This is a genomic window from Methylobrevis pamukkalensis (genome assembly GCF_001720135.1).
Classification (GTDB): Bacteria; Pseudomonadota; Alphaproteobacteria; order Rhizobiales; family Pleomorphomonadaceae; genus Methylobrevis; species Methylobrevis pamukkalensis.
Genome location: NZ_MCRJ01000116.1, coordinates 1 through 12,970, shown reverse-complemented (window position 1 = coordinate 12,970; position 12,970 = coordinate 1). Strand labels below are relative to the sequence as shown.

General features: G+C 66.8%; 13 protein-coding genes. 8 read left to right on the top strand and 5 right to left on the bottom strand.

What is annotated here, in order from left to right:
- Positions 1-167: 167 nt before the first annotated feature.
- The 3 genes from A6302_RS16575 to A6302_RS16565 all read left to right on the top strand — a co-directional run bounded on the left by A6302_RS16575 (position 168) and on the right by A6302_RS16565 (position 4,311).
- Positions 168-719, top strand: coding sequence for a polysaccharide biosynthesis/export family protein (locus tag A6302_RS16575; protein WP_069307972.1), 552 nt, complete (start codon positions 168-170; stop codon positions 717-719).
- A 202-nt stretch (positions 720-921) separates the two neighbouring features.
- Positions 922-2,592, top strand: coding sequence for an EAL domain-containing protein (locus tag A6302_RS16570; RefSeq protein ID WP_069307971.1), 1,671 nt, complete (start codon positions 922-924; stop codon positions 2,590-2,592).
- Between the two features lie 120 nt (positions 2,593-2,712).
- Positions 2,713-4,311, top strand: a complete 1,599-nt coding sequence (locus A6302_RS16565) for an EAL domain-containing protein (protein ID WP_069307970.1) — start codon at positions 2,713-2,715, stop codon at positions 4,309-4,311.
- Positions 4,312-4,366: 55 nt separating this feature from the next.
- Here the strand turns inward: A6302_RS16565 and msrA are convergent, their stop codons facing one another.
- Both msrA and A6302_RS16555 read right to left on the bottom strand, forming a co-directional pair.
- Positions 4,367-4,981: a peptide-methionine (S)-S-oxide reductase MsrA gene (msrA, locus tag A6302_RS16560; RefSeq protein ID WP_069307969.1), complete on the bottom strand. Its 615-nt coding sequence runs from the start codon at positions 4,979-4,981 to the stop codon at positions 4,367-4,369.
- A 128-nt stretch (positions 4,982-5,109) separates the two neighbouring features.
- Positions 5,110-6,249 carry a COX15/CtaA family protein gene (locus A6302_RS16555; RefSeq protein WP_069307968.1) on the bottom strand — a complete coding sequence of 380 codons (1,140 nt, stop codon included), beginning with the start codon at positions 6,247-6,249 and terminating at the stop codon, positions 5,110-5,112.
- Between the two features lie 242 nt (positions 6,250-6,491).
- Here A6302_RS16555 and hspQ point away from each other — a divergent pair, with 242 nt between their 5' ends.
- Both hspQ and A6302_RS16545 read left to right on the top strand, forming a co-directional pair.
- The gene (gene hspQ, locus A6302_RS16550) at positions 6,492-6,830 is read left to right on the top strand and encodes a heat shock protein HspQ (protein WP_069307967.1); all 339 of its coding nucleotides are present in this window, start codon (positions 6,492-6,494) and stop codon (positions 6,828-6,830) included.
- A 445-nt stretch (positions 6,831-7,275) separates the two neighbouring features.
- On the top strand, positions 7,276-8,739 hold the full coding sequence (locus tag A6302_RS16545) for a cryptochrome/photolyase family protein (RefSeq protein ID WP_069307966.1): 1,464 nt from the start codon (positions 7,276-7,278) through the stop codon (positions 8,737-8,739).
- A gap of 24 nt (positions 8,740-8,763) precedes the next feature.
- Here A6302_RS16545 and A6302_RS16540 read toward each other — a convergent pair whose 3' ends face one another.
- Positions 8,764-9,126, bottom strand: coding sequence for a cupin domain-containing protein (locus A6302_RS16540; protein ID WP_245294112.1), 363 nt, complete (start codon positions 9,124-9,126; stop codon positions 8,764-8,766).
- Positions 9,018-9,407: a cupin domain-containing protein gene (locus A6302_RS24750; RefSeq protein WP_245294111.1), complete on the bottom strand. Its 390-nt coding sequence runs from the start codon at positions 9,405-9,407 to the stop codon at positions 9,018-9,020. The genes A6302_RS16540 and A6302_RS24750 overlap by 109 nt, the downstream gene beginning before the upstream one ends.
- A gap of 266 nt (positions 9,408-9,673) precedes the next feature.
- Between A6302_RS24750 and A6302_RS16535 the strand changes: the two genes are divergently transcribed.
- From A6302_RS16535 to sseA, 3 genes are read left to right on the top strand one after another with little or no spacing between them, the layout of a single operon-like run.
- Positions 9,674-10,708, top strand: a complete 1,035-nt coding sequence (locus tag A6302_RS16535; RefSeq protein WP_141703868.1) for a cysteine synthase A — start codon at positions 9,674-9,676, stop codon at positions 10,706-10,708.
- 38 nt (positions 10,709-10,746) lie between these two features.
- On the top strand, positions 10,747-11,469 hold the full coding sequence (locus tag A6302_RS16530; RefSeq protein ID WP_069307964.1) for an alanyl-tRNA editing protein: 723 nt from the start codon (positions 10,747-10,749) through the stop codon (positions 11,467-11,469).
- A gap of 25 nt (positions 11,470-11,494) precedes the next feature.
- Complete coding sequence (sseA, locus tag A6302_RS16525; RefSeq protein WP_069307963.1) at positions 11,495-12,343, top strand: 3-mercaptopyruvate sulfurtransferase; 849 nt, start codon at positions 11,495-11,497, stop codon at positions 12,341-12,343.
- Between the two features lie 75 nt (positions 12,344-12,418).
- Here sseA and A6302_RS23145 read toward each other — a convergent pair.
- On the bottom strand, positions 12,419-12,970 hold a 552-nt coding region (locus A6302_RS23145; RefSeq protein ID WP_210183362.1), incomplete at its 5' end, for a hypothetical protein.

Sequence of the window (12,970 nt, the reverse complement as noted above, 5' to 3'; positions counted from 1 at the left end):
CCCACACTCCTGAGCCGGAGATGCCGGTGATGACGGTTCCGGCGACCTTCTGCAGGCGGGATCATCCCGATATCGGGCACGCATCACCCCGTTCCGGTTGTCGTGTTTTCGATTTGTTAACCATGAATGGCTATGCACGGAGGACTGCCACGAGGGAGTTCGTGCGAATGTCCCGTGCCTTGTCGACCGCCCTGATCGCTCTGATGGTTTGCGGCTGCGTCGCCGGCTCGCCGAAGCCGCTTGCGGACCCGGCGGGTGATCTGCCCTATCGCCTCGACAGCGGCGATCGTCTGCGGGTCATCGTCTTCGGCCAGCAGGATCTCTCCAACAGCTTCGCGGTCGACCAGAGCGGCTACATCAGCATGCCGCTGATCGGGTCGATCCCGGCGCGCGGCAAGACCACGCCGGAGCTGCAGGCGACCATCGCCGAAGCGCTGCGCGGCGGATTCCTGCGCGATCCGAACGTCTCGGTCGAGGTCGACCAGTACCGGCCATTCTTCATCATGGGCGAGGTCCGCACGCCGGGGCAGTATACCTACGTCAACGACATGACGGTCGAGACGGCGATCGCGATCGCCGGCGGCTTCTCGCCCCGCGGCGACACCAGCCACGTGGAAATCACCCGGACGATCGACGGCAAGGTGCTGCAGGGCCGGCTGGCCATGACCCAGAAGGTTCGTCCGGGCGACACGATCAAGGTGCTGCAGCGCCTGTTCTGAGCGACGCCGCGAGCCTCGGGCATCGGCGCCCGGCTGCTGCCCGTTGTGTGCGATCCATGCATATTCTGCAGCTTCCCGCCGTCCTGCATGCAGGGCCTGCAAGCCCGCTTGGATCGGGGTTTTCGGCCTGTCCTTTTCGATCAAGCTGTTAGGAAGGCATTCACCACGGATTGGTACGATCTGTCCGGCAAGGAGAGATCTGTTGTTCCGCAAATTCCAGCCGGCCGTCATCATCGTGCTCGCCTGCAGCGGCGCCCTGCTGCCGGCGGTCCTCGGCTATGCCTATCTGATGGCGGACGCCCGCGAACGCGCCTCTGCGCAGAATCGCGCGCTTTCGGCGGAGATGGTGTCCCGCGCGGAGACGGTGATCGACAACTCGCTGTCGCAGCTGCGGCGGATCGCGGCCATCGGCGGCTTCGCCTGCACGCCCGACACCGTCGCCATGCTGCGCCGGGTTCAGTATGCGTCATACACTGTGAAGAATGTCGGGCCCCTCGACGAACGCGGGGCCTTCCTCTGCACCGAACTCGGCGAGCGCGAGTCGGCGCCGATCTCCGAACCCATCCCGATCAGCGATTCGGTCACGCTCACGGTCGTCGAAGCCTCCTCGATCGCCAGGCGGACGGCCCTCATCGCCTATCAGCCGCCGGACCGGCCGAAGGTCGGCGTGCTGGTCACGCCGGAAACCCTTGCCGTGGATCTGATCCCGGCCGGCCAGCGCCAGGAGACCTCCGCTGTCCTCGAATTCGGCAGCCTCGCCAACGCCGCCGTTGTCGTGGCTTCGCAGGAAAGTCTTGCCGCCGCGGCCCCGGCGACGGGCGAGATCATCGAGGCGCGGGTCTGCTCCGACCGCCTGCCGCTGTGCGGGATCGTCACCACGCCCTTCGCGCTGACGTGGAACACCTACGACAGCATGATGATCTTCGTGGCGCTCGGCAGCGTCCTGTGCTCCGTGCTCGCCACCTTCGGCGGCGGCCTCCTGCAACGACGGGCGACGAGCCTGGAAAGCCGCATGCGGCGCGCCCTGAAGGCCGGCGCCTTCGTTCCCTTCTTCCAGCCGATCGTCAACCTGCGGACCGGCGAGGTCGACGGCTGCGAGGTCCTGGTGCGGTGGAAGACGGCCGGCGGCGGACATGTCGCGCCGTCCGAATTCATCGAATGCGCGGAGCGGAGCGGCATGATCCTCGAGATCACCGACCGCCTGATCGCGCAGGCTCCGCTCGACCTCAAGGAGGTCTGTCTGGAGCGCCCCGGCTTCAAGATCGGCTTCAACCTCGTCGACCGGCACTTCGACTCCTTCCGGATCGTCAACACGATCGAAACCTGCTTCGACAGGGCGGGCCTGCCGGTCTCGCACGCCGCCGTGGAGGTGACCGAGCGGCGGCCGCTGCCCAACATCCAGCGGGCCCAGGTGGTCATCCGCAAGCTGCAGGCGCTCGGCATCAAGGTCGCGCTCGACGATGCCGGCACCGGACACAGCGGGCTTGCCAACCTGCAGCAGCTGGGCATGAACACGATCAAGATCGACAAGGTGTTCGTCGACGCGATCACCAGCGAGGACGCCGCCTCGCCCTTCATCGATTCGCTGGTCAGCATCGCCGGGCATCTCGAGATGGATGTGGTGGCCGAGGGCGTGGAAACCTACGAGCAGCTCCTGTTCCTGCGCGAGCACGGCGTCCAGCGCGCACAGGGCTACCTCTTCGGCCGCCCGGTGCCGTGCAACGAGTTCATCGCCCTCCTGCGCCGCGCGGAGGACCCGCGGCGCAACGTGGAGCAGGGCGACGAGGATCTGCAGGCCTTGATCGCCCCGCTGCGGGTGCCCCACCCGACGCCCCTCCCCGGCACGCGCCATCGTCACCCCGCCGTCGCCTGAGGCGGGCGCGGAGGTCGCCGGTCACGAAGGTGGAGGCCGGAAGCACCAGCTTCACGCAGCGTTTACCGACCGGTCAGCATAAAGATCGACGGAAGACCTGTTCCCGCACGGCGAGACCCCATGATCAGTCCGAAATTTCTTCGCTGGATCCGGGTGATCGCACCAGCCATCGCCGTCGTCACCGTGCCCATGCTGATCTCGGAATATGTCCTGTCGCATCACGCCGTGGCGAACGGGCGTGCCGCGCTGCGCGACATGGCCGTCGCCTATGTCGAGCGCGCCGACGAGATGATCGGCGAGGCGATCACGGTGATGAAGAAGCTCAAGCTGGCGAATGCCGACACGTGTTCGCTGGAGAACCGTCAGGCGTTCGGCCACGCGGCCTTCAATTCCAGCTTCACGCGCCAGATCGGCCTTGCCAGCAACGAAGGCGTCCTGCTCTGCGGCGAGCCGATGGGATCGCTGGCCTCGCCCGCGCGGCTGCCGGCGACAACGTCGGGCGACGCGTCGATCATGCTGAGCGTCCTGTCGGGCGAGACCGGCGGCTCGCAGCTTGCCGTCACATTGCGCGTCAGCAACGACATGCGGCTGGTCGCCCGGCTCGACCGGCAGGCGATCGAGATGCGGGCCGGCGATCCCAACCTGTTCGCGGCAACGGCGATCACCGTGCATCTCGACGACGGGTCGCTGTGGTGGCAACGCGATGTCGCAGCGGGACCTGCCGCATCCGGCGACGTCATCGCGGAAAAGGCGCGATCGAGCACGCTTCCTGTCCTCGTCACCGTCACGGCGTCTTCCGCGGCCATGCAGGCGTCGGTGCGTGAACTGCGCGACATCGCGATGATCGGTTCGATCTTCTTCGGCGTCATCACGCTGCTGGTCGGCATGTGGATCTCGTTGCAGAACAACGACGGCAGCGACGAGTTCAGCCGCGCGGTCGCGGCCCAGGAATTCTATCCCTACTACCAGCCGGTGATCGACCTCACGACGGGCAAGGTCGCCGGCTGCGAGGTGCTCGTGCGCTGGATCCGCGACGACGGCTCGATCGTGCCGCCCGGTGCATTCCTGCCCTATGCCGAGGCGACAGGGCTGATCCGCGAGATCACACGCCAGCTGATGGCCAAGACCGTCGACGAGGTCGCGGCCCTCTACGAGCGACACCCGGACTTCAAGCTGTCGATCAACCTCACGGCGTCGCATTTCGACAACACCGACATCATCTCGGAGATTCGCGAGACCTATCTGGGCAGCGGCATCGACTTCCGCCAGCTGGTGTTCGAGGTCACCGAGCAGCATCCGCTGCGCGACCTCGAACTCTCGCACCAGATCATCAAGGAGATCCAGGCGATGGGCGCGGCCATGGCGCTCGACGACGCCGGCACCGGCCACGGCGGTCTCGCCTACCTGCAGAAGCTCGGCTTCGACATCATCAAGATCGACAAGATGTTCATCGACCGCGTCTGCTTCGACGTCACGTCGGAAACCATCGTCCACAGCCTCTACGACATCGCCGACCGGCTCGGCCTGAAGATGATCGCCGAAGGCGTCGACAGCGAGGACCAGATCGCCTATCTGCGCGGGCTCGGGGTCACCTACGCCCAGGGCTTCATCTTTGCCAAGCCGCTGCCCGCGGCCGACTTCATCGCCTATGTCGAGAAGATGGCCGACGCCACGGTCGACGAGTTCCTGCCGTCGGCCATGGCAAGAGCGGCGGCCTGATCGAGGTCGCACGTTCCGGTTTCAGCCACGGCCGGGCAGATCGCCGGCTGACCTGTCAGCCCGCGGGGATCGCCTTGCGGGCCTCGTCGCCCCAGATCGCCCGCACGCGCTGATCGCGGCCGCAGCGGGTCCGGTAGTATTTGTAGCGGATCGGGTTCTTCAGGTAGTAGTCCTGGTGATAGTCCTCGGCCGGGTAGAAGGTTGCGGCCGGAAGGATCGGTGTTGCCACCTTCTTGCCGAGAGTCTTTTCGGCCACGGCCTTTTCGGCCTCGGCCACCGCCCTGTCCTTCTTGCCGGCGGCGAAGATCGCCGTGCGGTAGCTCTCGCCGCGATCGCAGAACTGCCCGCTCGGGTCGAGCGGATCGACCGTGCGGAAGAAGGTGTGCACCAGCGTCTCGTAGGAGACGACCGCCGGGTCGTAAGTGATCTCGACCGCCTCGTAGTGGCCGGTGCCGCCGGCCGAGACCTGCTTGTAGGTCGCGGTCTCGCCGCTTCCGCCGATGTAGCCGGAGATCGTGGCGAGGACGCCGGGCACATGGTCGAAATCGGATTCGACGCACCAGAAGCAGCCGCCGGCGAACACCGCCTTCGCCTCCGCCGCTTCGGCCTGGCCGGGCATCAGCATCATCAGGGCCATGAGGCCGGCTGCCGCCGCAGGATATGATCGCATTGCTGTTCCTCCCGATCGCGAAGGCCGGAGCGTGAACCGCCCGCCTCCGCCGGATATGGGCTCGTCGCGGCCCGGTGGCCGGCATTGATCCACCGCTGCGGGCGCCCTGCAACGGCTAAGCCGTGGCCTCACGCGGTCTTGATGGCGGCGTGCGGACGGATCACGGCGCCGGCAGCGGGACGTTCCGAAAGCCGGTGAGCGTGGATCGTCGCGATGATCAGCACGATCGCCGCCGCGCCCTGATGCAGCAGGCCGAGTTCGATCGGCACCACCATCACCAGCGTCGCGATGCCGATGATCGCCTGGACGAGAATCGCGCCCAGCACCAGCACGGCCCGGCGGACCGAGGCCGGATCGAGGGCCTGGCTCCGAACCTGCAGCACATGGAACACGGCGACGGCGAGCAGAAGATAGGCACCGCAGCGATGGACGAACTGCACCGTCAGATGGTTCTCGAAGAAGTTCACCCATCCGGGCGACATGAACATCAGCCCGTCGGGGATCAGCGCGCCGTCCATCAGGGGCCAGGTGTTGTAGACGAGCCCGGCCCTGAGGCCGGCGACAAGGCCGCCGAGGAAGATCTGGGCGAGGATGAGCCCGACAAGGAGCTTGGCGGTCCGCCGCAGGGCCTTCGGCTCGGCAAAGGACACCCGGCCCGGCCCTCTGAAACTTTCCGCGATCCAGACGGTGGCCATCAGGATGAAACAGGCGAGCGTGAGATGGACCGCGAGCCGGTACTGGCTGACCTCGGTGCGCTCGGACAGGCCGCTCGCCACCATCCACCAGCCGATCGCGCCCTGCAGGCCGCCGAGGACGAACAGCAGGCCGATGCGCGGCAGCATGTCGCGGCGGATCCAGCCGCGCGCGGCGAAGGCAAGGAACGGCACGAGGAAGACGACGCCGATCAGCCGGCCCAGCAGCCGGTGCGCCCATTCCCACCAGAAGATGGTCTTGAAGCCGTCGAGCGTCATGTCCGAGTTGAGCTGATGAAACTGCGGGATCTGCTGGTACTTCAGGAACTCCTCGTCCCATTCGGCCTGCGACAGCGGCGGAATGACCCCGTGGATCGGCTTCCATTCGGTGATCGACAGCCCGGATTCCGTCATGCGCGTGGCGCCGCCGACGATCACCATGGCGACCACGCCGAGCGCGACGATCCACAGCCAGAGCCGCACGGCGCGCCGGCCGTTCTCGTCGCGTCGGACGCGGCCGTCACCGGCTGCCTCGGCAAGGGCTCCAGAGGCGCCCGAAACAGTTGCGCTGGTCATTGCTTGTCCCTGTCCTGTCTTTCCGCCGCAGACAATGTGTGTTGCGCCGCCGCGGTTGCCAGTCCTGATATTCCTGCTAGGATCGAAATGCACATGTGAACAGCTCGCAGCAGATGAGCGACATGGACCGGTCCGGCCAGAAGCCGACTATCACATCTCGTCCGTCCGATGCCATCGCTGCGCCCGCAGGAGACCGGTGCCCCGTTACACGGGCGGAGCCGGCAGTCGGACCAGACAGGACCATGACCAAGATCAGGACCGCCAAATTCCAGATCGGCGACACCGTCAAGCATCGCGTCTTTCCGTTCCGGGGCGTGATCTTCGACGTCGATCCCATCTTCTCCAACACCGAGGAGTGGTATCAGGCGATCCCGGAAGCGGCGCGTCCGTCCAAGGACCAGCCGTATTACCATCTCTTCGCCGAGAACGAGGAGACGGAGTACATCGCCTACGTCTCCGAGCAGAACCTGGTTCATGACAACACGGGCCTGCCGGTACGCCATCCGCAGATCGACGAGATCTTCGAGGTGACGCCGGACGGCGCCTATCGTCTTGCCGGTGGGTCGCTGCAGCATCATTGATGCCACACCCGGGACTGCGCGACATGGAGCCAGCCCTGCGGATGCCCCTTCGCGAATGCGGTGCAAGGAGCGGCGAGAACGGAGGCGCGTTATCGTTCGCAACCTCTCTCTCGTCACAGCCGGGCTTGACCCGGCAACCCGATAGCCTGGCGGCGGACAGCGATCTATCCCGCTGGTCGAATTCGTCGTGTTCTCGTAAGGCGGGGGATGCCGCACGGCCATTGGGTCGCCGGGTCACGCCCGGCGAGGACGGCGGTGGGGCAGAAGTCCCGAAGAGCCTGCCGGCCTCGTCAAACCCGGCGGTTTCGCCCATGGGGTGATCCGATGCCTCCTCCCGTCGTATTTCCTTCATGGAAACAGGTCCCGCGAATGTCTCGTGCCCTCCAGCATGATGTCGGCGGCGGCAACGGCGCGACGATGATGCCGCGTGAAGGCAAGGGTTGGCATGAGTGATCATCCGGCGTCCGGAGCGGACGTCCGCATCGTCTGGTTCCGCGACGATCTCAGACTGTCCGACAATCCCGCCCTCAGCGAAGCCTGCCGCGACGACGGCCCGGTGGTCGCCCTCTACATTCTCGACGACGTTTCTCCCGGCATCCGCCCCCTCGGCGGCGCGCGGCGCTGGTGGCTGCATCATTCCCTGCAGGCTCTGGCCATCGACCTGCAGGCCATCGGCATCCCGCTGCTGCTGCGGCGCGGCCCGGCCGGCAAGGTCCTGCCCGAGGTCGTCGAGGCCGTGGGTGCGCGACAGGTCCACTGGAACCGCCGCTACACGGCGGCCGGCATCGCGATCGACACGGCGCTGCGCACGGATCTCAAGGCGCAGGGCGTCGAAGTCGAAAGTCACAACGGCAGCCTTCTGATCGAGCCCTTCGCGGTGACGAAGGGCGACGGCGGCTGGTTCAAGGTGTTCACGCCCTTCTGGAAGGCCGCCCGCGAGCGCATCGGCACGCCGCGGTCGCCGTTGCCCGTGCCAAAGCCGCGCCAAGCGCCGGCTCTCGACGTCACCGGCGACCGTCTGGTCGACTGGGGCCTGTTGCCGACGAAGCCCGACTGGTCCGGCGGGCTGGCGAAGACCTGGACGCCCGGCGAAGCCGGCGCGAGGGAGCGGCTGGAGACCTTCCTCGACGACGGCCTTGCGCGTTACAAGGCGCAGCGCGACGAGCCGGCGGCCGGCGCGGTGTCGATGATGTCGCCCTATCTCGCCTTCGGCGAGATCAGCCCGGTGACGCTGTGGCATGCGGCCGCCGCGGCCGGCGGCGGCAGATCGGACGCTTCGGTGGAAAAGTTCCTCGCCGAGCTCGGCTGGCGCGAGTTTTCCTATCACCTGCTCTACCATTTCCCCGATCTCGGGCAGCAGAACTTCCAGCCGCGGTTCGACGGCTTCTCCTGGAAGGGCGATCCCGCCGCCCTTGCCGCCTGGCAGAAGGGGCAGACCGGCTATCCGATCGTCGATGCCGGCATGCGGCAGCTGTGGCGCACGGGATGGATGCACAACCGGGTGCGGATGGTCGTCGCCTCCTTCCTCGTCAAGCATCTGCTGATCGACTGGCGCGCGGGCGAGGCGTGGTTCTGGGACACGCTGGTCGATGCCGATCCGGCGAACAACGCGGCAAGCTGGCAGTGGGTGGCGGGCTCCGGCGCCGATGCGGCGCCGTATTTCCGGATCTTCAATCCGATTCTGCAGGGCGAGAAGTTCGACACGGCCGGGCGCTATGTCCGCGATCACGTGCCGGAACTCGCCGGTCTTCCGGACAAGTGGCTGAACAAGCCGTGGCAGGCCCCGTCCGACGTCCGGCGCAGGGCCGACGTCCGCCTCGGCAAGACCTATCCGGAGCCCGTCGTCGATCACGACGCGGCGCGCCAGCGGGCGCTGGCCGCCTTCCAGGAGATCAAGGATCAGGCCTGAGGCCGCGCCGGCGCGCGGCTCCGGTCACGCGCGGATCAGCGGATTGAGCAGCCGTCCGAACCGGCCGGTCAGCTTGACCGGCGCATCGCACACGGCAAAGCAGATGCAGTCGGCCTCGGCGCCGGCAACCGGCTTGTGATCGATGCTGTCGTCGGCGATGTCGATGTCACCGGGCACGAAGCGGCCGCGCACGTCGCTGAAACTGCCCTCGACGACAAGCGTGACCTCGCAGCCGTGGTGGGTGTGGACGGGCACGCCATGGCCCGCGCGAATCCAGATCAGGCTCGCCTTGCAGCCGTCGAATTCGCCGAGCTTCGCCTCACGAAATCCGGGGAGAACGGTCTTCCAGGCAAGGTCGGCGACGTCGCCCCCGGCAAAATGCCGCAGGGCCGGCGGAAGCGTGACGGCCCCGTTCCACCACGGGTGACCGCCGGTGCCCGCGGCGTGTCCAGGATGGCGGACAGCATGCGGTCGCGGCGGGTCAGATCGATCGGCTCGATCGCCTCTATGGTCTCGCCCGCAAGGGATTCCAGCCCGGCGACGAAGGTACGATTCTCCGGACGCAGGGTCAGATGCGTATCGACGAGTACGTGAAGCGGCGCCGGCAGGCTGCCGGTCGCATAGCCGGCCAGCAGCACATCAACGTCATCAGCCCTCAGAGGCAACATGCATCAATTTCCCGAACAACGTCCCGTCCCTGCCGGTACTCGCGCCAAAGCGTGAGGTCCGGGCGATCTAACGGGTTCTACGCAGGTATGGCAACATCGGATCAATGGCGGACCATGATCGGTGTTTGTTCGTGAGCCTCGCGAAAGCAGGCTTCAAAGCCGACCGAAAAGCAACTAGGTTCCGCCGATGTTTCAGGCTTGGGGCACCCTGCCCCGGACCCGGCATCGCGCCCTGGCGAATGCCGATCAACCCTGACAGGAACGACATGACCGGGACCGTCCTCGACGCCATCGGCAACACGCCGCTCATCCGCCTCAAGGCCGCCTCGGAGGCGACCGGCTGCGAGATCCTCGGCAAGGCGGAATTCCTCAATCCCGGCCAGTCGGTGAAGGACCGCGCGGCGCTCCACATCATCCGGGACGCGCTGAAGCGCGGCCTGATCGAGCCCGGCGGCACGGTGGTCGAGGGCACGGCCGGCAACACCGGCATCGGTCTGGCCATGGTCGGCAACGCGCTCGGCCTGAAGACCGTGATCGTCATTCCGGAGACCCAGAGCCAGGAAAAGAAGGACGCGTTGCGGCTGCTCGGCGCCGAACTCGTCGAGGTGCCGGCCGTCCCCTACCGCAACCCGAACAACTACGTGAAACTGTCCGGCCGGCTCGCCGAGCAGCTTGCCGCGACCCGGCCGCATGGCGCAATCTGGGCCAACCAGTTCGACAATGTCGTCAACCGCCGCGCCCATGTGGAGACGACGGCGCCGGAGATCTTCAATCAGACCGAGGGCAAGGTCGACGGGTTCATCTGCGCGGTCGGCTCCGGCGGCACGCTGGCCGGCGTCGCCGAGGGACTGCGGGCGCTGAAGCCGTCGGTGAAGATCGGTCTCGCCGATCCCTTCGGCGCGGCGCTCTACAGCTATTACACCTCCGGCGAACTCAAGGCCGAAGGATCGTCGATCACCGAAGGCATCGGCCAGGGCCGCATCACCGCCAATCTGGAAGGTCTGGCGGTCGATTTTGCCTGCCGCATCGCCGACGAGGACGCCTGCGCGATCGTGTTCGACCTTCTGGAGCACGAGGGCCTGTGCCTTGGCGGCTCGTCGGGCATCAACATCGCCGGCGCGATGGCCATGGCCCGTGAGCTCGGTCCGGGGCACACGATCGTGACCATCCTGTGCGACTACGGCAACCGCTACGCCTCCAAGCTGTTCAATCCGGCCTTCCTTGCCGAGAAGAACCTTCCCGTCCCGGCTTTTCTCACGAAGGACAGCATGATCGTGCCGCCCTACCTGCCGGTCGAGTGACAAGGTCCGCGACGACCGCTGACAGGAAGGCATATCCCATGACCGAGATGCTGTTTCGCGACGACGCCTATCTGCCCACCGCCGAGGCCGTGGTCCTCGAGGTCGGCCCCGAGGGCGTGCTCGTCGACCGCTCGATCTTCTACGCGACCGGCGGCGGCCAGCCGGGGGACACCGGCCGGATCGAATTTGCCGATGGTGAGACCGCCACCGTGACCGGCGCCGTCTACGGCGACGCGGCGAAGTCCGAGGTGCGGCTGCTTCTGCCCGAGGGCGCGCGCCAGCCGCTGCCCGGCGAGACGATCGTGCAGCACCTCGACTGGGGCCCGCGCTACCGGCTGATGCGGATGCACACGGCGCTGCATCTTCTGTCGGTCGTGCTGCCCTATCCGGTCACCGGCGGGCAGATCGGCGCGGAGGAAAGCCGCCTCGACTTCGACCTGCCGGAGGGCGGGCTCGACCGCGAGGAGATCACGGCCGCGGTGATGGCGCATGTGGCGCAGGATCATGCCGTGACGACAGAGTGGATCACCGACGAGGAGCTTGCCGCCAATCCCGGCCTCGTCAAGACGATGAAGGTGAAGCCGCCGACCGGCAGCGGACGGGTGCGGCTGGTCAGGATCGGCACCGATCTCGACCTGCAGCCCTGTGGCGGAACCCACGTGAAGGCGACGTCGGAGATCGGTGAGGTCCACGTCGCGAAGATCGAGAAAAAAGGCAGGATCAACCGCCGCGTCCGGCTGCGCTTCGGGCCTCTGGCCTGACAGCGGCGGATCCCGGGAGGACCCCATGACGACAGATCGCAGGGACATGCATTTCGTATCCACGGACTGGCTCGCCGACCATCTCGGTGCCCCCGACATCGTCGTGGTGGACGGCACATGGTTCCTGCCTCCGCTCGGGCGCGACGGCTGGCTGGAATATCTGGAGCGGCACATTCCCGGCGCCGTGTTCTTCGACATCGACGAGATCGCCGACACCTCGTCGTCGCTGCCGCACATGCTGCCGCGTCCGGAGAAGTTTGCCAGCCGCATGCGCGCGCTCGGCATCGGCGACGGGCAGAAGATCGTGGTCTACGACGCGCTCGGCCTGTTCTCGGCCGCGCGCGTGTGGTGGACGTTCAAGGTGATGGGCGCGCGCGACGTGGTCGTGCTCGACGGCGGCCTGCCGGCGTGGATCGCCGCAGGGCATCCGGTCGAAGCCGGCGAGGTGGAACGCTCGCCCCGGCATTTCACCGCCCGACTCGACAGCGCCTCGGTGCGCGATTTTTCCGAGGTGCTCGCCAATCTCGACAGCAAGGCGGCACAGGTCGTCGATATCCGCCCCGCCGACCGTTACAGCGGCGCCTCGCCGGAGCCGCGGCCCGGGCTGAAATCGGGCCACATTCCGGGCAGCCTGAATGTGCCGTTCACGAGTCTCGTCGCCGACGGCCATCTGCGCCCGGCCGAGGAGCTTGCAGAAGTCTTCGCAAACGCGGGGGTCGATTTGCGCCGGCCGGTGATCACCTCCTGCGGGTCGGGTGTGACGGCCGCCCTCGCCCTTCTCGCGCTCGATGTCGCGGGGGCTCGCTCCGTGACGCTGTATGACGGTTCGTGGGCGGAATGGGGGAGCCGCGACGACGCTCCGCTGGAAAAATAGATGCTCGAAACTGAACGGCCGCTGAACGACCTCGCAAAATAAAAATATCACCTATCTGCCTCATTTCGTTCCAATTCAGGGAACCAGATGGCTCGGGATCGCGTTGTGACTGCCAGCGCGTAATAACGAGTGAGGAAAGAAATGAAGGTCCTTAGGAACGCACTTCTGATCGGCATCGCGACAAGCGTGTTGTTGCCGACTTATACGATGGCCGGTCCGGCTGATGCTGCCCGGCTCGACACGCCGATTCTTCTTGCGCAGGCCGCCGAAGGCGGCGGCCTCTCGCCCGAGGAGATGCTGCGTCGCCAGCAGGAGCGCCGCGAGCAGCGGGAGCAGAAGCAGGAGCAGCGCCGCGAGCAGCGGCAGGAAAAGCCGGCCGGCGAGCCCCAGCAGGAGCGTCCCAAGCGCCAGGAGAAGCCGGCCGAGGAACGCCAGGAGCGGCCGCGCCAGCAGGAGCGTCAGCAGGAGCGGCAGGAGCAGCGCCAGCAGGAGCGGCAGGAGGAGCGCCAGAAGCAGCGTGAACAGCAGCGCGAGGGCCAGCAGCAGGAGAAGCGCCAGCAGGAACGCGAAAAGACGCGTCAGGAGCAGCGCGAGACCCAGCAGCAGGAACAGCAGCAGCAGAGGCGT

What these genes read in the sequence shown, in the direction of transcription:
- A6302_RS16545 (WP_069307966.1), top strand. Translation starts at nt 7,276, where the DNA reads ATGAGTGATCATCCGGCGTCCGGAGCGGACGTCCGCATCGTCTGGTTC.
- msrA (WP_069307969.1), bottom strand. Translation starts at nt 4,981, where the DNA reads ATGCGATCATATCCTGCGGCGGCAGCCGGCCTCATGGCCCTGATGATG.
- A6302_RS24750 (WP_245294111.1), bottom strand. Translation starts at nt 9,407, where the DNA reads ATGTTGCCTCTGAGGGCTGATGACGTTGATGTGCTGCTGGCCGGCTAT.
- A6302_RS16535 (WP_141703868.1), top strand. Translation starts at nt 9,674, where the DNA reads ATGACCGGGACCGTCCTCGACGCCATCGGCAACACGCCGCTCATCCGC.
- sseA (WP_069307963.1), top strand. Translation starts at nt 11,495, where the DNA reads ATGACGACAGATCGCAGGGACATGCATTTCGTATCCACGGACTGGCTC.
- A6302_RS16565 (WP_069307970.1), top strand. Translation starts at nt 2,713, where the DNA reads ATGATCAGTCCGAAATTTCTTCGCTGGATCCGGGTGATCGCACCAGCC.
- hspQ (WP_069307967.1), top strand. Translation starts at nt 6,492, where the DNA reads ATGACCAAGATCAGGACCGCCAAATTCCAGATCGGCGACACCGTCAAG.
- A6302_RS16555 (WP_069307968.1), bottom strand. Translation starts at nt 6,249, where the DNA reads ATGACCAGCGCAACTGTTTCGGGCGCCTCTGGAGCCCTTGCCGAGGCA.
- A6302_RS16575 (WP_069307972.1), top strand. Translation starts at nt 168, where the DNA reads ATGTCCCGTGCCTTGTCGACCGCCCTGATCGCTCTGATGGTTTGCGGC.
- A6302_RS16530 (WP_069307964.1), top strand. Translation starts at nt 10,747, where the DNA reads ATGACCGAGATGCTGTTTCGCGACGACGCCTATCTGCCCACCGCCGAG.